Below are 20,728 nucleotides of genomic sequence, written 5' to 3'. Positions count from 1 at the left end.
CATGATCTGCAACAAATCCCGCCGTGTGCTGGCCGTGCTGCTTGCCGCCGCGGCCGTCCTGCAAGGCTGTACCGACAAGCCAGCCACGCCAGCGCCCGCCGCCTCTGCGCCACCGCAGGCGTTCGCGCCCATCACCATCGTGCACAAGCTGGGCACGACGGTGGTCACACATCGTCCGCAGAGGGTGGCCGTGCTCGACATGAACGAAGTCGATTTTCTCGACCAGCTGGGCGTGCCCGTGGCCGGCATGGTGAAGGATTACGTGCCGCACTTTCTTACCCGCTACAAGGATGACGAGGCCATCCGCGACCTGGGCGCCATCGTGCAGCCCAATCTCGAGCATATCCACGCGCTCCAGCCCGATCTGGTGCTGATGACCTCGATCCAGGCCAACCACTACAAGGAACTGAGCCAGATCGCGCCCACCTTGCATTTCGACGTGGATTACCAGAACAGCGAGAGCAAGCACATCGACGTGGTCAAGCAGCACTTGCTGACCCTGGGGCGCATCTTCGGCAAGGAGGATATTGCTCGTCATAAAGCGCAGGAGCTGGACGACCAGGTGGCGGCCGCGCGCAAGGTGACGCAGGACCGTCCCGAGAAGGCGCTGATCGTGCTGCACAACAACGGCGCCTTCAGCGCGTTCGGCGTGCAGTCGCGCTACGGTTTTGTCTTCGACGCGCTGGGCGTCAAACCGGCCAGCACGGCCGTCGAGGCGGGCTTGCATGGCCAGCCCATATCCAGCGAGTTCATCCAGCAAGCCAATCCCGACATCATCTATGTCGTGGACCGCACTGCCGTGATGGAACACCGTCCCGTCATGACGGCCGAGCAGATGGCCAATCCGTTGTTGCGCCAGACCAATGCCTGGAAAAACGGCCGCGTGGTCTTCGTCGATGCGGATGCCTGGTACATCACGGCGGCCAGCGTGACGTCGCTGAAACGGGTGATCGATGACGTGCTCAAGGGTTACCAGTGATGTAAGTTATTTTGGTAATGATTCGTATTTGCATTGAGGATTTTGCCTTTTCGTTCGGGAGATAGGTGAGAACAAGCAATCATCCCATCTGAAAAGGACTTAATTATGGCAACACGCATGGCGACACGCCACCTTCCCGCCTTGAACCTGAGCCGTATCGCCACCGCCGTGCAACTGGCGCTCATCACGGGCTTGACCGTGGGGGCGCTGGGCGTGGCAGCCCCGCCGGCCTATGCGCAAGCGGGGGCGGGCCAGGCCCGGCAAGCGTTCAGCGTGCCGGCGGGAACGCTGGGCCTGGCGCTCAACACCTTCGCGGCGGCGGCGGGCATCGAATTGACGGTGGATGCGGGCCTGCTGCAGGGGAAAAACAGCGCCGGCCTGTCCGGCAGCTACAGCGTGCCCGAGGGTTTTTACGAATTGCTGCGCGGCCACGGCTTGCAAGCCGTGCGCGAGGGCAATGGCAGCTACACGGTGCGCCGCGAGCCGGCGCACAGCGTCGCCGCCGAGGCCGCCGCGACCATGCCGGCCGTGACGGTGTGGGGCAAAGGTAACACCGTGACGGAGGCCTATGCCGGCGGGCAGGTGGCGTCCGGCGGCCGCGTGGGTTTCCTGGGCGATAAGGATTTCATGGAAACCCCGTTCAACACCATCAGCTATACGGACAAATTCATCGAAGACCGGCAGGCGCGCGACATCACCGATGTGATTGCCGCGACGGATCCCACCGTCTTCAGCAGCGGCATGACGGGCATCATCGGCGAAAACTACTCGATACGGGGCTTCAGCTCGAATATCGGCGACGTCGCGTTTGGCGGGCTGTACGGTATATCGCCGTACTACCGCACCTCGCCGGAAATGTTCGAGCGCATCGAAGTGCTGAAAGGGCCATCGGCCTTGCTCAATGGCATGCCACCGGGCGGCTCGGTGGGCGGCAGCATCAACCTCGTGCCCAAGCGCGCGGGCGACACGCCGCTGGCGCGCGTGACGGCGTCGTACATGTCGGACTCGCAATGGGGAGGACATATTGATCTGGGGCAGCGTTTTGGCGAGAATAAACAGTTCGGCATCCGCGTCAACGGCGTCTACCGCGATGGCGACGGTGCCATCGACCACCAGCAAAAGAAGACCCGGCTCGTGTCCGTGGGCCTGGACTGGCGTGGCAACGGCGCGCGCCTGTCCGCCGACCTGTATCGCAGCGAGGACCGCGCCGACGGCTTGAACCGGGGCGTCAACCTGGCCGCCGGCTTGCCCGTGCCGCGTCCGCCAAAACCGGAGACCCTGCTCAATCCCAGCTGGGCTTTTTACGACACCAGGGACAAGGGCGCCATGCTGCGCGGCGAACTGGACGTGAGCGGGCAGGTGTTGGCGTATGCCGCCGTTGGCGCCAGCCGGGCCGACTACCGGTCGACGGGCGCCTATCTGATCCAGGTGTTCAACACGGCCGGCGATTACCGTACCAATCTTGCGGACCTGGGTTTTGATGTGGAGAAACAGTCGGCGGAAGCGGGCTTGCGGGGCAAGCTGCGCACGGGCGATATCGGCCATCAATGGGCCGTCAACGCCACGTATTATCACCACACGGACAAGCAGTACGGACGCCGCAATACCTTGGCGAAAGATTGGATCACGAATATCTATCGCCCCGTCTGGGGACCGGCGACGCGCTTCGAGGCGCCGCAAATTTCCAAGGCGGAGCTGCGCCTGGCTAGCGTCGGCCTGGTCGATACGCTTTCCTTTGCGCAAGACAAGGTGCAGCTGACGGTGGGCTTGCGCCGCCAGGAAGTGCTCAGCGATAGCTTCAACATCAAGACGGGCGCGCGCACCTCGCGTTACGACCAAGGCGCCACCACGCCAGCCGTCGCCCTGCTGCTCAAGGCGAGCAACACGGTTTCTCTGTACGGCAATTACATCGAAGGCTTGAGCCAGGGCGCCACGGCGCCGCTGACGGCGGCCAATTCGGGCGAAGTCTTTGCGCCATACAAGTCGAAGCAGGCGGAGCTTGGCTTCAAGGCCGACCTGGGCGAGTTCGCGCACACGGTCAGCGTGTATGAAATCAAACGGCCCAGCAGCTATGTCGATCCGGTCAGCAATGTCTTCTCTTTCGGCGGCGAGCAGCGCAACCGCGGCGGCGATTGGGGCTTTTTCGGTTCGCCCGTGCGCGACGTGCGCCTGATGGGCGGTGTCGCGTATGTCGATCCGGTCTTGAGCAAGACGGTGGGCGGCGCCAACCAGGGCAAGCAGGCAACGGGCGTGCCCAGGCTGCAAGCGAAGCTGGGCGTCGAGTGGGATGCGCCCGCCATCCCCGGCGTGACCCTGACGGCGAATGCGACGGCGGCATCGAAGCAATACATCAATGCCGACAATTCGCTGTCCGTGCCGGGCCGCACCGTGTTTGACCTGGGCGCCCGCTATGCCACCCGTGCGGCCGGCCGGCCCCTGACCGTGCGCGCCAGCGTGACGAACGTCGGCAACCGGGCGTACTGGGCGCTGCCGCAATGGACCAGCCTGGGCCTGGGCGCGCCGCGCACGGTCATGCTGTCGGCCACGACGGAGTTTTAAGCCGCCTTGCCGCTAGTCTTCCGGTCCCCGTGCCAGGCTCTCCGAGCGTTGCCATGTCCACATCAGGCCGATGCCGGCCGCGGTGCCGCTGTTCTGGCGCAACAGGGGACTGGCGCGGTTGGCGGCGCCTGTGTAGTTGTCATAGCGCAAAAAGGCAAAGGCGCGCCAGTCCTGATGCAGCCGGTACGAACCGCCCAGGCCCAGGCGCGTGAGCATCAGCCCGCTTTTGGCCACATACGCGGGGCGCCCATCGGCGGCAAACGCGGGGCTGACGCCATACAAGTAATCGTTGATGGCGGCATTGCCCAGCACGGCGCCGAGGCTGGCGTCGAGGTGCCATGCCTGCTGCTCGCCTTGCAGCGCATACACGAGGCGCGGCTCGAACGTGGCGCCCTGGCGGCGCAGGCCGCCGCGCGCTTCGAGGACGGCGCGCAGGGGCAGTTCCAGGCCCAGGCGGCTGTGCTGCGTCGGTGCGGCCAGCTTGATTTTCAGGCGCGGGCCAAATTCCACCAGGGTGCCCAGGTCCGGCATGCCGCGCCGGGCGGGCACGTCGCTGGAACGGGCCGGCAAGGACAGGGCAAAACCGATATCGAAATCGAGGCGATCCGTGTCGAGCAGGCGCGCGCCCACGCCGGAACGGTCGGCGCGCAAGACTTTCCCGCGATAAATCAGATAGGGCAGGGCCAGGCTGCGCGTCGAGCGCTCGCTGGCGCCCGGATAGGCGGGCGTGACGGCCGTGCCGCCGAAGACGCCCGCTTCCCATAGGGGGAGCGCCGGCTCGGCGGCGCACGCGGACGCCATGCCGGTAAAGAGGGTGGATGCTGCCAGCAAGGTGCGCGCGACGTTCATGGGGGAACTGCGCAAGGCTTGCCGGCCTGTAGCGATTCCAGCGCCTTGTCGCTGGGGGCGCTCGATGTACCGGCCTGCTTTGCCAGCGCGATCGCCTGGCGGAAATGAAATGCGGCCGCATCGTAGCGGCAGGCGGCGCTGGCGGCGCGACCCGCTTCGTGGTGCAGCCGCGCCTGCCAAGCTGCATCGCCATGGCCCAGTTCGGCATTCTCGGCCGCGGCCGCGTAGCTGCGCATGGCTTGCGCCCAGTCGCCCTGGCCAGCGGCTTCACGTCCCCACTGCTCCTGCTGCGCCGCCGCGCGCAGTTCGACCTGTGTGGAGCAGGCGCCCAGCGCCATCAGGACGAACGGCAGGACGAGGCAAGAGCGGAAGGACAGGAGTGTGGACATGGCGCCACTGTAGCGCATGGGAAGGCGCGCACGTTTGCGCAGAACGCGTCAATCGGGACTTTTTTGCCGCACTGATGACATATAATTTGCACACGACTTTGTTATCTTTGACACATCACCGAACAGGAGCACCATGTTTTCACGCAAATTCCATTCTTGTGCACAGCTGATGCTGGCCACCTTGCTGATGGGCTTTGTTGCCGCGTCCCCCGCACGCGCGCAGCAGGCGGCCGTCAAATTGCCGAATGTGGTGATCCTGGCCACGGGCGGCACCATCGCCGGCAGCGGCGCCGACAGCACCACCACCGTCGGCTACACCTCGGCCACCGTGGGCGTCGAGCGCCTGATCGCGGCCGTGCCGGAACTGAAAAAAGTGGCGAATGTGAAAGGCGAGCAAGTGTTCCAGATCGCCAGCGAAAGCATGGGCAACAGCCACTGGCTGGCCCTGGCCAAGCGCATCAACGTGCTGCTGGCCTCCGCTGACGTGGACGGCGTGGTCGTCACGCACGGCACCGACACTATCGAAGAAACGGCGTATTTCCTGAACCTGACCGTGAAAAGCCACAAGCCGGTCGTGGTGGTGGGCGCCATGCGTCCCTCGACCGCCATCTCCGCGGACGGCCCCATCAACCTGTACAACGCCGTGATGCTGGCAGGCAGCAAGGAAGCCGTGGGCAAGGGCGTGCTGGTGGCCTTGAACGACCAGATCAACGCGGCGCGCGAAGTGACCAAGACGAATACGTCGACGACGGACACCTTCAAGTCGCCGGAACTGGGCATGCTCGGCTACATCCAGGGCAGCAAGGCCTTCTTTTACCGCCAGTCGACGCGCAAGCACACCCTGGAATCGGAATTTGACATCAGCAAGCTCGACGCTTTGCCCCAAGTGGACATCGTCTACGGCTACGCCAATATGAACCGTGTCGGCATGGACGCCTTCATTGCCGCCGGCGCCAAGGGCATCATCCACGCGGGCGTGGGCGATGGCAGCGTGGCCGCGCAAATGAAGCCAGCCCTGGTGGAAGCGCGCCAGAAGGGCGTGCTGATCGTGCGTTCGAGCCGGGTCGGCCAGGGCATCGTGGCGCGCAATGGCGAAGCCAACGACGATGAACTCGACAGTGTCGTGTCCGACACCCTGAACCCGCAAAAAGCCCGCATCCTGCTGATGCTGGCCTTGACCAAAACCAACAGCACGCAAGAAATCCAGCGTATTTTCTATACGTATTGATCCTTGTCATGCAGGCCCAGCCGCTTCGGCTGGGCCTGGCCGATTTACGCTTGCCCGCTTTGCTGCCATACTTCGTTTCTGAATAATTTCCTGGCAGAAGCAGCAACACTGTTCCTTCTCCCCTGTCCATGGCTATCCTGTCCGACATCATCCTGTATCCGATCAAATCCTGCGCCGGCATCCATTTGCGCGAGGCGGTCCTGACGCGCTCAGGGCTGATGAGCGAGCACGTGTTCGACCGCGAATGGATGGTGGTGGACCCGCAGGGCCGCTTTTTGACCCAGCGCGAACATCCGCGCATGGCGCTGATCGTGCCGTCCATCAAGGCCACCACGCTGGAATTGCGCGCGCCGGGCATGCTGCGCCTGGAAATCGAGCTGGGCTTGCCGCATCCGCAGCTGGCACCGATGCTGGAAGTGCAGGTGTGGGACGATACCATGCGCGCCTACGATTGCGACGAGGTCACGGCCACCTGGTTCAGCCAGGCCATCGGCGTGCCGTGCCGCCTGGTGCGCTTTCACCCGGACGTGGTGCGCGCCACCAGCACCAAATGGACGGATGGCGTTGCCGCTTCGACCATGTTTGCCGATGGCTACCCGGTGCTGATCGCGGGCAGTGCCTCGCTGGCCGACGTCAATGACAAGCTGCGCGCCGCCGGCCGTGAACCTCTGCCGATGAACCGCTTCCGCCCCAACCTGGTCATCGGCGACATCGGCGCCTTCGAGGAAGACTACGCCGAATTCCTGCAATTCGGCGCGACAACCTTGAAACCCGTCAAGCCGTGTTCGCGTTGCCCGATCCCGTCGGTGGACCAGGCCACGGGCGTGCCCGGACCGGACCCGCTCGACGTCATGCATGGCTATCGCGCCAAGCCCGAGCTCGACGGCGCCATCTGCTTCGGCATGAACGCCATCGTCACGGAAGGTGGCGATGAGCGTATCGTGGTGGGACAGGACATCGGTTTCGAACTGGCATTTTGAGCATGGCGCCCGTACATAAGGGTTTAAGGTTTCTATGAATCAAGCAATACCGCCGGACCCGCGCATTGCCAGCCTCGAAGCCGAAAACCAGGCCTTGCGCGCGCGCATGGCTTTCCTGCTGGAACAGGTCGAGCGCAACCACGACATCATGTGCCGCCACCAGGCGTTCGACCTGGAAATCGTCAGCGCGTCCACGTTTCCCGAGTTGATCGGCACCATCTTCCGCACCTTGCCCGTGATTTCCGACCTCGACGGCGTCACCCTGAGCCTGCTCGACGAGGATGACGATATCGTGCTGGTGATGGAAAAGCTGGGCGTCGATTTCAGCGCTTTTCCGCAGTTGCTGTTCGTGCATGCCGTGGCGGAGCTGGGTTTTGCCGCACCAAGGCCCGTGGCCGAGGGGGAAGCGGCCTTGCCGCCGCTGCCGCTGCTCGACGCCTTCGATGCGGCCGTGCACGGCCCGCGTTTTCCGCAGATCGACGTTCCCCTGCGCAGCGTGGCGCTGGTGCCCTTGCTGCGCAACAAGCGCCTGATTGGCAGCCTGAACCTGGCCAGCGGCGACGCGACGCGCTTTACGCCCGCGCTGGGCACGGATTTCATCAAGCACATGGCGTCCATCATCGCCATCTGCCTGGAAAACGTGATCAGCAATGAAATGCTCAAATATATCGGCCTGACCGATTCCCTGACGGGCGTCTACAACCGCCGCTATATCGACCGCCGGCTGCTGGAAGAAATCGCCCGCGCGCGGCGCCAGAATTATTGCATTTCATGCATGTATATCGATATCGACCATTTTAAATCGGTCAATGACACGCATGGCCACCAGGGCGGCGACGAGGTGTTGCGCGAAGTGGCCACGCGCATCCGCACGGAATTGCGCCGTTCGGACGCGCTGGGCCGCTTCGGCGGCGAGGAATTCGTCGTCCTGCTGATCGACGCCGATCTCGACAGCGCGACCTTCGTTGCCGAACGCATCCGCGCCAGCATCGCCGGCACCATGTTCGACTTGCCGGGCAGCGCGCAGGCGTGGGTCAGCGTGTCGATCGGCGTGGCCAGCCTGGAAGCGGACGCGGCGCTGCTACCCATCGAATCGGTGGCGCAGCAACTGGTGGCGCATGCCGACCAGGCCCTGTACCAGGCCAAGGCCGATGGCCGCAACAAGGTCGTCAGCTGGCAGCCGCAGGCCGGCTGATTATTTCAATAGTAACGTTTCCGCTTTGGCCACGGCGTCGGCCGTGCCGCGCAGCACCACCACGTCGCCGCTGGCCAGCTGTGTCTCGGGGGTGACGTCGAGGCTGCCGCGGCCGCGGCGGATGGCCGTCACGAACGCGCCGCAGCCGGCCACGTCGATCGTACTCAACGGTAAACCCACGCAGTGCGCATCCTCGCTGACGGTGACCGTATGCAGGCGTTCCAGTTCCGCGTCGTCGCCCGCATCGCTGGAACCGTGGAAATAGCCGCGCAGGGAGGCGTAGCGCTCCTCGCGCGCCGCCTGCACCCGGTGCACGACGCGGCGCAGGGGCACGCCCATCATGATCAGCGCATGCGAAGCGAGCATCAGGCTGCCTTCCATCAATTCCGGCACCACCTCGGCCGCGCCCGCCTTCTTCAACTGGTCGAGATCGGTATCGTCGTGGCTGCGCACGATGACGGGCAAGGTCGGCGCCATTTCTTTGAGCAAATGCAATAACTTCAGTGCCGAGGGGGTATTCGCATACGTGATCACCACGGCGCTGGCCCGGTAGATGCCGGCCGCCACCAGGCTTTCGCGCCGGCCCGCGTCGCCATACGAGACGTGGGCGCCGGCCAGTTGCGCTTCCTGCACCCGTTCCGGGTCCAGGTCCAGCGCGTGGTATTCGATCTTTTCTTCCGCCAGCAGGGTGGCCAGGCTTTGCCCGCTGCGCCCGAAGCCGGCGATCAGCACGTGTTTCTGCGAAGCCATCGTGCGCGTGGCGATTTTCGTCAGGGCCAGGGATTGCATCATCCAGTCGTTGGCCGCCAGTTTCATGACGATGGCGTCGGATTTGGCGATGAGAAAGGGCGCCGCCAGCATCGACAGCACCATCGAGGCCAGCACCACCTGCACGACGAACGGGTCCATCAGCTTGATGCCGCCGGCCAGGTTCAGCAGCACGAAGCCGAACTCGCCCGCCTGCGCCAGTCCCAGCCCCGTGCGCAAGGCCACGCCGTTGCTGGACCCGAACAGCCGGGCCAGGCCCGCGATCAGGGCGAACTTCAGCAGCACGGGGCCGCACAGCAGCAGCAGGACCAGCCACCAGTTGTCCAGCACGACGCGGATATTGAGCAGCATGCCGACGGTGATGAAGAACAGGCCCAGCAGCACGTCGCGGAAGGGTTTGATATCCTCTTCCACCTGGTGCTTGAATTCCGTCTCGGAAATGAGCATGCCGGCAACAAACGCCCCCAGGGCCAGCGACAGCCCGGCCCGCTCCGTGATCCAGGCCGCGCCCAGGGTGATCAGCAGCAGGTTGAGCATGAACAACTCCTGCGAGCGGCGCTTGGCGACGATGGTCAGCCAGCCCCGCACCATCTTCTGGCCGATGAACAGCAGCAAGATGAGTACGACCAGGGCCTTGCCGCCGGCCCAGGCCAGGGTTTCGGCCAGGTTGTCGGAATCGCGCGTGAGGGCGGGAATGAGGATCAGCAGGGGCACCACGGCCAGGTCCTGGAACAGCAGAATGCCGATGATCTTGCGGCCGTGTTCGCTTTCCAGTTCCAGCCGCTCCGTGAGCATTTTCGAGACGATGGCCGTCGACGACATGGCCAGCGCGCCGCCCAGGGCGAACGCGGCTTGCCAGCTCAGGTGGATGTAGGCGGACAGGTAGCGCCCGACGAACCAGCCGAAGACGACGGTGGCGATGATGGTGGTGACCACCTGCGCCATGCCAAGGCCGAAAACGATGCGCCGCATGGCGAGGAACTTGGGCAAAGAAAACTCGAGCCCGATGGAAAACATCAGGAAGACGACGCCGAACTCGGCCAGGGTATGGCTGGCCTCGTTTTCCGCCGCCAGGCCCAGCGCATGGGGGCCGATGACGATGCCGACGGCCAGGTAGCCCAGCATGGGCGGCAAATGCAACATTCTGAAAGCGACCACGCCCAGCACGGCGCTGCCGAGTAACATCAGGGTCAGTTCAAGCGAGGAAAACATGGGTTGCCCGGTGCGGTCAATGGAAATCGTTGTTTGTTGTGACTGGCAAGTTTTTTGCTTTCCTAATTCGTTTATACTTTGGGCATGAGTGTAACCCATGAAAAAACAATGCTGAAAGCTTTTGATCGAATTGACATGCAAGCGACGACCGAGCGCGCCGTCGCGCTGGCCCGCACCACCTTGCAGATCGAGTCCGACGCCATCGTTGCGCTGCACGCGCGCCTGGCCACGGACGACAGCGTGGGCCGCGCCGTGGCGCTGTTGCTGCAGTGCACGGGGCGTGTCGTCGTTTCCGGCATCGGCAAGTCCGGCCATATCGCGCGCAAGATTGCCGCCACCCTCGCTTCCACCGGCACGCCGGCCCTGTTCGTGCATCCGGCCGAAGCGGCCCATGGCGACCTGGGCATGGTCACCTCGGACGATGCTTTTATTGCCATCTCGTACTCGGGCGAATCGTCCGAGCTGATGGCCATCATGCCCGTCGTCAAGCGCATGGGCGGCGTGCTCATTTCCATGACGGGCAAGCCGAACTCCAGCCTGGCGCAGCTGGCCGATGTGCACCTGGATATTTCTGTTGAGAAAGAAGCCTGTCCGCTGAACCTGGCGCCGACGGCCAGCACCACCGTCACCCTGGCCCTGGGCGATGCGATCGCCGTGGCCTTGCTCGACTTGCGCGGCTTCAAGGAAGAAGATTTCGCCCGCTCGCACCCGGGCGGCGCCCTGGGCCGCCGCCTGCTCACGCACGTGCATGACGTCATGCGCAGCGGTGAACGGGTGCCGCAGGTGCCGGTGGAAGCCTCGCTGCTGCAGGCGCTGGAAGAGATGACGAAGAAGGGCATGGGCATGACGGCCGTCGTCGATGCGGACAACCGCCCCGTGGGCGTGTTTACGGATGGCGACTTGCGCCGCATGTTCGAGCGCGTGCAGGATTTCACGCAAGTGGCGATCCGCGACGTCATGCATGCGCAGCCGCGCAGCATCGCGCCCGAGCGCCTGGCCGTCGACGCCGTGGCCGTGATGGAGCAGTTCCGCATCAACCAGATGCTGGTCGTCGATGCCGACGGCAAGCTCGTGGGCGCGCTGCATATCCATGATCTGACGCAAGCGAAGGTGATCTGATGGAGAGCGTAGCGGACAATCTGGCGCGCGCGGCCAAGGTCAGACTGATGATCTTTGACGTCGATGGCGTGCTGACTGACGGCAGCCTGCATTTCGGCCCCGATGGCGAGATGATGAAAACGTTTAATGTGTATGATGGCCTGGGCATCAAGCTGCTGCAGGAATCGGGCGTGCAGACGGCCATCATCAGCGCGCGCCGCTCGGCCATCACGGCGCGCCGGGCGCAAGACCTGGGCATTACCCATGTGCACCAGGGCGGTCACGACAAGCTGACGCCGTTTCGCGAGCTGCTGGCGCTGACGGGCTTGACGGAAGAACAATGCGGCTATATCGGCGACGACGTCATCGATGCGCCCATCCTGCGCCGCGTGGGCTTTGCCGTCAGCGTGCCGGGCGGGCGTCCGGAAGCGCAGGGCCTGGCGCACCATGTGACGCAGGCCGGCGGCGGCCGCGGCGCGGTGCGCGAGATCTGCGAATTCCTGCTGCGCGCCCAGGACAACTATGCGCGCGTCATGGCGCCGTTCCTGGAGTGAGGCGCGCCTTGCCGCCAGTGACCTTTGAAAGAGTGAAGCCCTATGCGTAAGCCAGGAGGCGCCCATCGCTGGCGCATGATTTTTACCGTGCTGGGCGCGGTCGTCGTCGCGCTGGGCAGCTTCTGGCTGCTCGAAGTGATGAACAAGAATGGCCAGGACATCAGGGCCAGCAAGCATCTGGACGAGCCCGACTATTTCATCACCAATTTCAGCCTGGTGCGCATGGATTTGACGGGTAAACCCAGCTATATCGTGTCGGGCACCAAGCTCACGCATTATCCGCTCGACGATTCGTCCGATATCGACCAGCCCTTCGTGCGCAAGCTGACGCCCGGCATGCCGCCGCTGAACATGAATGCGGAACTGGCGCATATCGACCAGGATAATACCCGGCTGCAACTGCACCGCAAGGTCGTGATCGATCGCGCGGCCAGTCCGAAGGCGCAGAACCTGACCGTGAGGACGGAAGCGCTGACGGTGTTTCCGGACGAGGAAAGAATGGAAACGGACGTGCCGGTCGATATCCTGACGGGTACTTCGCGCCTCAATGGCATCGGCATGAAGGCCAATAACGCCACCGGCGTGGTGGAAGTGCAAAATGCGCTGCGCATGGTCCTCCCGCCGAAACCGCGCCCGGCCGCGGCGGCAAAATGACAGAATGAAACAAGGAAACCATACTATGAAGAACATCTTGCTGTTGAGCGTATTTTCTCTGGCCATGATGGGCGTGGCGCATGCCGAGAAGGCCGATTCCGAGAAGGAAGCCGTCATCACGGCGCGTAGCGGCCACGTCGATGACGTCAAGCAGATCCGTACCCTGACGGGCGACGTCGTGCTGGTCAAGGGCACCCTGACCATGAAGGCGGGCCGGGCCCTGATCACGGAAGACCCGCAAGGCTACCAGTTCATTACCTTCTGGGCCGATCCCGGCAAGCTGGCCACCTTCCGCCAGAAGCGCGATGGCGCGGGCGACCTGTGGGTCGAAGGCGAAGCGGAGCGCGTGGAATACGACAACAAGACGGAAGTGGTGAAACTGTTTTCCAGGGCCAAGCTGACGCGCCTGGAGGGCACGAAAGTGACCGACGTGGCCAATGGCGCCTTCATCTCGTATGACAGCCGCAAGGAAGTGTTTGCGATGGAAAATTCCAACAGCGGCACCAGCACCCCCGATGGCGGCAGCGTGCGCATGGTGATCCAGCCGAAGACCAAGGCGCCCGCGGCGGAGAAAGCGCCGGCCACGCCTGCGCCAGGAACGAAATAATGGACAATACTCGTTGCGGCAGTACCCTGATCGTTCGCGGGCTGCAGAAAACCTATGGCAAGCGGCAAGTCGTGCATGACGTGTCGCTGCAAGTCGAATGCGGCGAAGTGGTGGGGCTGCTGGGTCCGAACGGCGCCGGCAAGACCACGTCGTTCTACATGATCGTCGGCCTGGTGCCGTCCGATGGCGGCAGCATCGATATCAGCGGCGTGGACATTTCCAGCCTGCCCATCCACCGCCGCGCGCAGATGGGCCTGTCGTACCTGCCGCAGGAAGCGTCCGTGTTCCGCAAGCTGACGGTGGAAGACAATATCCGTGCCGTGCTGGAAATCCAGACCGTCGAAGGCCGCCCCCTGAAGAAGGCCGAGATCGAGGAACGGCTGGATAAACTGCTGGCCGACCTGCAGATTGAAAAGCTGCGCGAGAACCAGGCCCTGTCCCTGTCGGGCGGCGAGCGCCGCCGCGTGGAAATCGCCCGCGCGCTGGCCACCGATCCCCGTTTCGTGCTGCTCGACGAGCCCTTCGCCGGCGTCGATCCGATCGCCGTCATCGAGATCCAGCGCATCGTGCGCTTCTTGAAGGAGCGCAATATCGGCGTGCTGATCACCGATCATAATGTGCGCGAGACGCTGGGTATTTGCGACCGTGCCTACATCATCAACCAGGGCTCGGTGCTGGCGTCGGGACGCCCCGACGACATCATCGCCAACGAGTCGGTACGCCGGGTCTATCTGGGCGAACACTTCCGCATGTGAGCCAATGAAACAATCATTGCAGCTGCGCACTTCGCAGCATCTGGCACTGACGCCGCAGTTGCAGCAATCGATACGCCTGTTGCAATTGTCTACCCTGGAATTGCACCAGGAACTCGAGCAGCTGCTGACGGACAATCCCTTGCTCGAGCGCCTCGACGATCCGCTCGACCGTTCGCTGCGCCTGCTGTCCGACGGGGCCTTGAGTTCCACGGCCGCGCCGGCCGAAGCGCCGCCCCAGCCGCCAGGCCAGGAGGCGCCCGCAGCGCCGGCCGAAGCGGAAACGTTTGACGGCGAGGGGGGCGACGGTGCGGCCGCCGCGGATGGCGGCGACAGCGACTGGAGCGAGGCGAGCCGGGGCAAGGCGCCCGACGACGAAGATTCCCGTCCGCAATTGGAGGCCCACCACTGCACCCTGCGCGAGCACCTGATGGAGCAGATGCGCGTGACGGTGCTCGAGTTGCGCGACCGCGCGCTGGTCGAGCTGATCATCGACGCGCTCGACGACAATGGCTATCTGGAAGAGTCGCTCGACGACATCCTGGCGCGCCTGCCGGAAGAGCTGGAAATCGACGCCGACGAGATGCGCACGGCCTTGTCGCTGCTGCAAAGTTTCGATCCGCCGGGCGTGGGCGCGCGCAATGCGTCCGAATGCCTGGCGCTGCAGATCAAGCGCTTGCCGCACGTCGCCATGGTGACGCGGCGCATGGCCCTCGTCATCGTGGAAAAGCACCTGGCCTGGTTTGCCCAGCGCGATTTCAACAAGCTGAAGAAAGCCCTCGATTGCGACGAGGAAGACTTGCGCGAGGCGCAGACGGTGATTCGCCAGTGCAATCCGCACCCGGGCGCCGTGTTCGCCTCGGATGTGTCCGACTATGTGGTGCCCGACGTCGTCGTCAAGCGCGCGCGCAATGGCTGGCAAGTCACCCTGAACAACGACGTCATGCCGCGCCTGCGCGTCAACGCCATGTACGCCAACCTGCTCAAGCAGGGCAAGGGCGAGGGCGCCATGGGCGCACAGTTGCAGGAAGCCAAGTGGCTGATCAAGAATATGCGCCAGCGCTTCGACACGATCCTGCGCGTGGCGCAGGCGATAGTAGAAAGGCAAAAGAACTTTTTCTCGCATGGGGCCGTTGCCATGCGCCCCCTTGTGCTCCGTGAAATAGCTGATACACTGGGTTTACACGAGAGTACTATCTCGCGGGTAACAACTCAAAAGTACATGCTGACCCCGCACGGCATGTTCGAGTTGAAATATTTCTTTGGTAGCCACGTCGCCACCGAAGCGGGGGGCGAAGCGTCATCGACGGCGATACGGGCATTGATCGTGCAACTGACAGGAGCAGAAGACCCTAAAAATCCTTTATCCGACAGTAAGATTGCGGACATGCTGGGGGAACAAGGCATGGTGATTGCGCGACGTACTGTTGCCAAATACCGGGAAGCATTGAAAATTCCGCCAGTGAGCCTGCGTAAGTGTTTGTAAGTTTTTTTCGGTTCCTCTGCGGGCCGGATAGGATGGACCGCACGAACCCGATCATCTTTAGGAGTGTGTATGAATCTCACCATCAGCGGACATCATCTCGAAGTGACACCAGCCATCCGTGAATACGTACAAACGAAGCTGGAGCGCGTGAAACGTCATTTCGATCAAGTCATCGATATCGCCGTGATTCTGACCGTGGATAACCTCAAAGAGAAAGAAAAACGTCAAAAGGCCGAAGTCAACCTGCGTCTGAGTGGCAAAACCGTCTATGTGGAAAGCCTGGCGCAAGACCTGTATGCCGCGATCGATGCCCTGATCGACAAGCTCGATAGGCAAGTGATGAAATACAAAACCAAAGTGCAAGGGCACGGTAAAGAGGCGATCAAGCATCTGCCAGACAACTCGGAAGAAGAATTCGCCGCCGCCTAAGCGGCCTGCGACTTTCAACCGGTTGTGATCAACTAAGGGCGCACATTGCGCCCTTTTTTGCGCCCGTCCCTGTCGAACGCAATGTTCCCCGCGCAGGCGCTAGAATGTTGGCACTTTCACTTCTTTCCATCCTGCCATGAGCGACTTCGTCCAGACTTCCATCCGCCACCGCACGGGGCACATCGTGCTCGACCGCCCGAAAGCCTTGAATTCCCTGTCGCTGGAGATGGTGCGCGCCCTGAACGCGGCCTTGCTGGCCTGGCGCGACGACCCGCAGGTGGATGCCGTCGTGATCCGCTCCAGCAGCGAGAAAGCCCTGTGCGCCGGCGGCGACATCCGTTTCTTTTACGATGCGGGCCTGGCCACGCCGCAAGGCGGCAGCGCCCAGCTGGAAGATTTCTTTACGGAAGAATATGCTTTAAATCATCTGATTCACTTCTACCCGAAACCGTATATCGCCGTGATGGACGGCGTGGTGATGGGCGGCGGCATGGGCGTGGCGCAAGCCGGGCCCGGCAACCGCCTGCGCATCGTCACGGGCCGCACGCGCATGGCCATGCCGGAAGTCAATATCGGCCTGTTCCCCGACGTGGGCGGCAGTTACTTTCTTTCCCGCCTGGCGGGCCGGCTGGGCCTGTACCTGGGCTTGACGGGCTTGACGATCAACGCGGCCGACGCCCTGTACACGGGCCTGGCCGATGTGTATCTGCCCGAGGCGCAGATGGGGGCGTTGCTGGCCCTGTTCGAGTCGACGCCGGGCGAGGCCTTGCCGGTCGCCATCAAGGCGCTGGCGGCGCCCTTCCAGGCCGAGGCGGGCACTTCCCCCCTGGCCGCGGCGCGCGCGGCGCTGGACCGCCATTTCAGCGCGGGTTCGGTGGCCGCCATCATGGCCTCGCTGGCGCAGGACGACAGCGCGTTTGCCGCGAAGGCCCTGGCGGCCATGCGCTTGCGCTCGCCCTTGATGATGTGCGTGACCCTGGAATTGCTGCAGCGGGGCGCCCATCTGGGCGTGGCCGATTGCCTGCGCATGGAGCGCACGCTGGTGCGCCACAATTTCGAACATGGCGAAGTGCTCGAAGGCGTGCGCGCGCTGGTGGTCGACAAGGACAATGCGCCGCGCTGGCAGCCTGCCAGCCTGGGCGAGGTCGATGCAGCCATGGTGGCGCGCTTCTTCGCCCCCGTGTGGCCGGCGCAAGCGCATCCGCTGCGCCACCTCGACTGATTAAGAACGCTCGCGGTGGCGCAGTACGACCCGCTCGTTGGGGCCGAAGTATTGCGCCAGCCGCTCCGCCATGTACACGGAGCGGTGCTGGCCGCCCGTGCAGCCCAGGGCCACCGTCAGGTAGCTGCGGTTGTCGGACTTGAATGACGGCAACCATTTCTCGATGAAGGCGCGGATGTCGGCCAGCAGTTCCAGCGCGCTCGGCTGCGCGTCGAGGAAGGCGATCACGGGCGCGTCGCGGCCGTCGAGCGGGCGCAGCGCCAGGTCGTAATAGGGATTGGGCAAGGCCCGCACATCGAAGACGAAATCGGCATCCAGCGGCACGCCCAGCTTGAAGGCGAACGATTCGAAGAACAGGGTCAGCGGCGCGCGTTCGGAGGCGACGATATCCTTGATCCAGGCACGCAGCTTGTTGGCGCTCAGTTCCGAGGTATCGATCACATGGCCCAGCTGCTCGATGGCCGACAGGCGTTCGCGTTCTTCCGAGATGCACTCGATCAGGGTGCGGCGGCTGGCCGGATTCTGGTTCGGGCGCAATTCGTGCGACAGGGGATGGCTGCGCCGCGTTTCCGAGAAGCGCGCCACCAGCGAATGCGTGGTGGCTGTCAGGAACATGACCTTGACGTCATGCCCCTGGTCGCGCAACAGGGCTACATTGTGCGGCAAGCTGACGAGCGACTCGGCGCTGCGCGCATCGACGGCCACGGCCAGCTGCGGCGTGCCCTCGTCAAGCAGGGTTTGCACCAGGCTCGGCAGCAAGGCCGGTGGCAGGTTGTCGACACAATAGTAGCCGGTATCTTCCAGCACATTGAGCGCGACGGATTTACCGGAGCCGGATATTCCGGTGATAAGGACGATATGCATAGCCCGATCATACAATAAAGGACGGCACTGCGCTCCCGAGGCAATTATCTTTACAAATTATTGCAATTTGGACTGTGGTATTTCTTTGCTGCACGCGCCAACATTGTCGTCGGATTACGCGGGGCCTTGCCCCACCTCGGCGGCCCCGCTAATCCGACCTACGTTGTTAATCGCCACTCATGGCGAGGCGTTGCCGCTCCATGAACTCCTGCAAGGTATCGATGCCGCGCAGCTGCAGAATCGTGTTGCGCACGGCCGCTTCCAGCAGCACGGCGATGTTGCGGCCGGCGGCGACGGGGATGACGACCTTGCGCACGGGCAAGCCCAGCACGTCTTCCGTGGGGAACAGGAAGGGCAGGCGCTCGACTTCTTCCTCCAGCGCGTTGCGGCGCACCAGGTGCACGATCAGTTTCAGGCGCATCTTACGGCGCACGGCCGTTTCGCCAAAGATGGCCTTGATGTCGAGTAAACCCAGGCCCCGCACTTCCAGCAGGTTTTGCAGCAGGGGCGGGCAGCGGCCTTCGATCATGTTCGGCGCGATGCGCGAGAATTCGACGGCGTCGTCGGCCACCAGGCCGTGGCTGCGCGAAATCAGCTCCAGCCCCAGCTCGCTCTTGCCCAGGCCCGAATCGCCCGTGATCAGCACGCCCACGCCCAGCACGTCCATGAATACGCCATGCATGATGATGCGCTGCGCCAATTTTTTCGACAGGTAGACGCGCAGGAAGTCGATCACTTGCGCAGCCGGCAGCGGGGTCGAGAACAGGGGGATGTTTTGCTCGTCGCAGATGGCGAGGATGTCGGGCGGCGTTTCCAGCCCTTGCGCGATGATCAGCGCGGGCGGACCGCCGGCGATCAGTTCGCCGATCACGTGGGTGCGCGTGTTGACCTTCAGGCGCTGGTAGTAATTGATTTCCTGGTGGCCAAAGACCTGGATGCGGCCCGGATGGATCAGGTTCAAGTGGCCCACCTGGTCGGCGGCCGACGAGACGTCGCCCGAGATCAGGCGTTCGCCGCCGGGGAAGCCGGCGAACCAGCCCAGTTGCAGACTTTCACGATTATCGTCGTACAGGCGTTGTATCGTCAGCGGCGTTTGCAACATGGCAGTCTTCTTCAGGAGTGGAGGAATACCTGAAGTTTAACCCGCCGCTTGCAGACTGGGTTGCCAATTGACGATGCGCGAATGCACGGATTTCGGTTCCGGATCCGTGGCCAATGCCGTGCGGAAGGCGTCATCGGAAAACATTTCGGCGATTTCCGACAGGATTTCCAGATGTTGCTGGGTGACATGATCGGGAATCAGCAGGAAAAACAGCAGATTGACGGGTTTGCCATCGGGCGATTCGAACGGAATCGGCTCGGCCAGGCGCACGAAGGCGCCCAGCGGCGATTTCAAGGTCTTGCTGCCCTTGACCCTGCCATGCGGCACGGCCACGCCATGGCCCAGACCCGTTGAGCCCAGGCGTTCGCGGGCAAACAGATTGTCCGAGACGGTAGAGCGGGCGATGCCGTAATTGTTTTCGAAGATCAGGCCGGCTTGCTCGAAAGCGCGCTTCTTGCTGGAGACTTCCAGGTCCAGAAGGACGTTTTCGAGAGATAATATTTTGCTAAGATTAGTCATGACACTCAATGAAATGGTGCAATGCGCAGAGGGCTTGCGAGCCGAATTATAGGCCTGTTTTCGCGGCCTGTAACGCCAATTCTCAACAGTATACGCCCGCCGCGGGCGCAGTGGGCGCTATAGCCTATGTGGCCATCATTTTGGCAAAAAAATAACATCGGCGCGCATCGGCTATTTCTTGATTAAAAACACGCCGCGCGCCGGTTTTTCCGCCGCCGAATGCCGATTTTCCGATTTTTCAGCGTCTTTGACATGCTCTGCGGCACTACTGCAACGTTGTTTTAAAACACAGCCAACATTCCTGTTGGCATGGTTTTGGGGGGGGCGCGGTGTTGCCTAGCGTTACTGGCGCGCATTGCGCAGATTGCCCGGCATCGCTCCCGTGCTGAAGTTGCTGCGCCAGGGATTGATGTCGAGGCCGCCGCGGCGCGTATAGCGCGCATACACGGACAGTTTTTGCGGCTTGCACTGACGCAAGATATCGACAAAGATGCGCTCCACGCATTGCTCGTGGAATTCATTGTGCTCGCGGAAACCGATCAGGTAGCGCAACAGGCTTTCCTGGTCGATCTGCGGTCCCGCATATTCGATCTGCACGCTGCCCCAGTCGGGCTGGCCCGTCACCAGGCAATTCGATTTGAGCAAGTGCGAGACGAGTTTTTCTTCCACCGGCGCATCATCGAACGCCGCCTTCAAGAGCTGCGGCGAGGGTGTGTATTGCGTGATTTCCAGGTCCAGGCGGTCGAGCAGCACGCCGTCGAATTCGCCCATTTTCAGTTTGCCGAAATCTTCCTGCAAGGTCAGTTCCACTTGCACGGGCGCGCCGAAGCCGTTCGATAAATCCTGCTTGAGCAAGATCAACAGGGCTTCCGGGCTGTCCAGCTTGGTCTGGTTGAACGAGTTCAGGTACAGCTTGAACGATTTCGATTCGATGATGTTGGGCGAATCGGCCGGCGCGCTGACCTTGGCAATCGCCACCTGCGGCTTGCCGCGCTGGTTCAGCCACGACAATTCATACGCGTTCCAGATATCGAGGCCGAAGAACGGTAATGTACCGTGCAGTTCCAGCTCGTCGCGCTTGCCCTGGCGCGGAATCGGAAACAGCAATTCCGGCGCGTAATCGGTGCGGTAGGCGGAGCTTTTGCCCAGGGGAGATTGTTCGGCGAGGTCGTTGGTGGTGGTCATGGTGGCGTGGCTACAAATTCTGTGAAGGGTGAATGGTAGCTTATTTCAACCCAAGGGCAAGGACCGGGGTCAGACCCGACGGGTCTGACCCCAGCAT

Annotated in this window: 20 protein-coding genes; 13 read left to right on the top strand and 7 right to left on the bottom strand. The window is 62.9% G+C overall.

Translation table 11 applies throughout. The features are described from left to right. Nucleotide 1: 1 nt before the first annotated feature. Complete coding sequence (locus AC07VH_RS25970; protein ID WP_494788772.1) at nt 2–979, top strand: siderophore ABC transporter substrate-binding protein; 978 nt, start codon at nt 2–4, stop codon at nt 977–979. A gap of 117 nt (nt 980–1,096) precedes the next feature. Then, entirely contained in the window at nt 1,097–3,538 is a 2,442-nt protein-coding gene (locus AC07VH_RS25965; protein ID WP_494788773.1) for a TonB-dependent siderophore receptor, read from the top strand. A 12-nt stretch (nt 3,539–3,550) separates the two neighbouring features. Here the strand turns inward: AC07VH_RS25965 and AC07VH_RS25960 are convergent, their stop codons facing one another. Beyond that, on the bottom strand, nt 3,551–4,387 hold the full coding sequence (locus AC07VH_RS25960; protein WP_475417106.1) for a MipA/OmpV family protein: 837 nt from the start codon (nt 4,385–4,387) through the stop codon (nt 3,551–3,553). Beyond that, entirely contained in the window at nt 4,384–4,776 is a 393-nt protein-coding gene (locus tag AC07VH_RS25955) for a hypothetical protein (RefSeq protein WP_475417107.1), read from the bottom strand. Before AC07VH_RS25955 ends, AC07VH_RS25960 begins: the two co-directional genes overlap by 4 nt. A gap of 133 nt (nt 4,777–4,909) precedes the next feature. Here AC07VH_RS25955 and AC07VH_RS25950 point away from each other — a divergent pair, with 133 nt between their 5' ends. The 3 genes from AC07VH_RS25950 to AC07VH_RS25940 all read left to right on the top strand — a co-directional run bounded on the left by AC07VH_RS25950 (nt 4,910) and on the right by AC07VH_RS25940 (nt 8,179). Beyond that, a complete protein-coding gene (locus AC07VH_RS25950; protein WP_475417108.1) occupies nt 4,910–6,004 on the top strand; it encodes a type II asparaginase in 1,095 nt (364 codons plus the stop codon). A 128-nt stretch (nt 6,005–6,132) separates the two neighbouring features. Beyond that, on the top strand, nt 6,133–6,984 hold the full coding sequence (locus tag AC07VH_RS25945; protein ID WP_494788774.1) for an MOSC domain-containing protein: 852 nt from the start codon (nt 6,133–6,135) through the stop codon (nt 6,982–6,984). A 34-nt stretch (nt 6,985–7,018) separates the two neighbouring features. Continuing rightward, nucleotides 7,019–8,179 (top strand): GGDEF domain-containing protein, encoded by a 1,161-nt coding sequence (locus AC07VH_RS25940; protein ID WP_475417110.1) that lies wholly within the window; start codon nt 7,019–7,021, stop codon nt 8,177–8,179. On the opposite strand, the gene AC07VH_RS25935 is transcribed toward AC07VH_RS25940, so the two are convergent. Continuing rightward, complete coding sequence (locus AC07VH_RS25935) at nt 8,180–10,159, bottom strand: cation:proton antiporter domain-containing protein (RefSeq protein ID WP_475417111.1); 1,980 nt, start codon at nt 10,157–10,159, stop codon at nt 8,180–8,182. 108 nt (nt 10,160–10,267) lie between these two features. Here AC07VH_RS25935 and AC07VH_RS25930 point away from each other — a divergent pair, with 108 nt between their 5' ends. The 8 genes from AC07VH_RS25930 to AC07VH_RS25895 all read left to right on the top strand — a co-directional run bounded on the left by AC07VH_RS25930 (nt 10,268) and on the right by AC07VH_RS25895 (nt 16,961). Next, the gene (locus AC07VH_RS25930; protein ID WP_494788776.1) at nt 10,268–11,278 is read left to right on the top strand and encodes a KpsF/GutQ family sugar-phosphate isomerase; all 1,011 of its coding nucleotides are present in this window, start codon (nt 10,268–10,270) and stop codon (nt 11,276–11,278) included. Continuing rightward, nucleotides 11,278–11,811 carry a KdsC family phosphatase gene (locus AC07VH_RS25925; protein WP_475417113.1) on the top strand — a complete coding sequence of 178 codons (534 nt, stop codon included), beginning with the start codon at nt 11,278–11,280 and terminating at the stop codon, nt 11,809–11,811. The genes AC07VH_RS25930 and AC07VH_RS25925 overlap by 1 nt, the downstream gene beginning before the upstream one ends. A gap of 42 nt (nt 11,812–11,853) precedes the next feature. Continuing rightward, complete coding sequence (lptC, locus tag AC07VH_RS25920) at nt 11,854–12,465, top strand: LPS export ABC transporter periplasmic protein LptC (RefSeq protein WP_475417114.1); 612 nt, start codon at nt 11,854–11,856, stop codon at nt 12,463–12,465. Between the two features lie 25 nt (nt 12,466–12,490). Continuing rightward, nucleotides 12,491–13,072 carry a lipopolysaccharide transport periplasmic protein LptA gene (gene lptA / locus AC07VH_RS25915; protein WP_475417115.1) on the top strand — a complete coding sequence of 194 codons (582 nt, stop codon included), beginning with the start codon at nt 12,491–12,493 and terminating at the stop codon, nt 13,070–13,072. Then, complete coding sequence (gene lptB / locus AC07VH_RS25910) at nt 13,072–13,827, top strand: LPS export ABC transporter ATP-binding protein (RefSeq protein WP_034753325.1); 756 nt, start codon at nt 13,072–13,074, stop codon at nt 13,825–13,827. Before lptA ends, lptB begins: the two co-directional genes overlap by 1 nt. Before the next feature lie 4 nt (nt 13,828–13,831). Continuing rightward, a complete protein-coding gene (locus tag AC07VH_RS25905) occupies nt 13,832–15,310 on the top strand; it encodes an RNA polymerase factor sigma-54 (protein ID WP_475417116.1) in 1,479 nt (492 codons plus the stop codon). A 69-nt stretch (nt 15,311–15,379) separates the two neighbouring features. Further along, the gene (gene hpf, locus AC07VH_RS25900) at nt 15,380–15,739 is read left to right on the top strand and encodes a ribosome hibernation-promoting factor, HPF/YfiA family (RefSeq protein ID WP_436497672.1); all 360 of its coding nucleotides are present in this window, start codon (nt 15,380–15,382) and stop codon (nt 15,737–15,739) included. 136 nt (nt 15,740–15,875) lie between these two features. Further along, nucleotides 15,876–16,961: an enoyl-CoA hydratase/isomerase family protein gene (locus AC07VH_RS25895; protein ID WP_494788778.1), complete on the top strand. Its 1,086-nt coding sequence runs from the start codon at nt 15,876–15,878 to the stop codon at nt 16,959–16,961. Here the strand turns inward: AC07VH_RS25895 and rapZ are convergent, their stop codons facing one another. The 4 genes from rapZ to queF all read right to left on the bottom strand — a co-directional run bounded on the left by rapZ (nt 16,962) and on the right by queF (nt 20,631). Further along, nucleotides 16,962–17,825, bottom strand: coding sequence for an RNase adapter RapZ (gene rapZ, locus AC07VH_RS25890; protein ID WP_139092210.1), 864 nt, complete (start codon nt 17,823–17,825; stop codon nt 16,962–16,964). Between the two features lie 166 nt (nt 17,826–17,991). Further along, nucleotides 17,992–18,927 (bottom strand): HPr(Ser) kinase/phosphatase, encoded by a 936-nt coding sequence (gene hprK, locus AC07VH_RS25885; protein WP_034753337.1) that lies wholly within the window; start codon nt 18,925–18,927, stop codon nt 17,992–17,994. 36 nt (nt 18,928–18,963) lie between these two features. Beyond that, on the bottom strand, nt 18,964–19,446 hold the full coding sequence (locus tag AC07VH_RS25880; RefSeq protein ID WP_034753339.1) for a PTS sugar transporter subunit IIA: 483 nt from the start codon (nt 19,444–19,446) through the stop codon (nt 18,964–18,966). 342 nt (nt 19,447–19,788) lie between these two features. Next, the gene (gene queF, locus AC07VH_RS25875) at nt 19,789–20,631 is read right to left on the bottom strand and encodes an NADPH-dependent 7-cyano-7-deazaguanine reductase QueF (RefSeq protein WP_494788779.1); all 843 of its coding nucleotides are present in this window, start codon (nt 20,629–20,631) and stop codon (nt 19,789–19,791) included. Nucleotides 20,632–20,728: the final 97 nt, after the last annotated feature.

It is taken from the genome of Janthinobacterium sp. GW821-FHT03C10, assembly GCF_059420865.1.
This window is presented reverse-complemented; position numbering and strand designations above follow the sequence as displayed.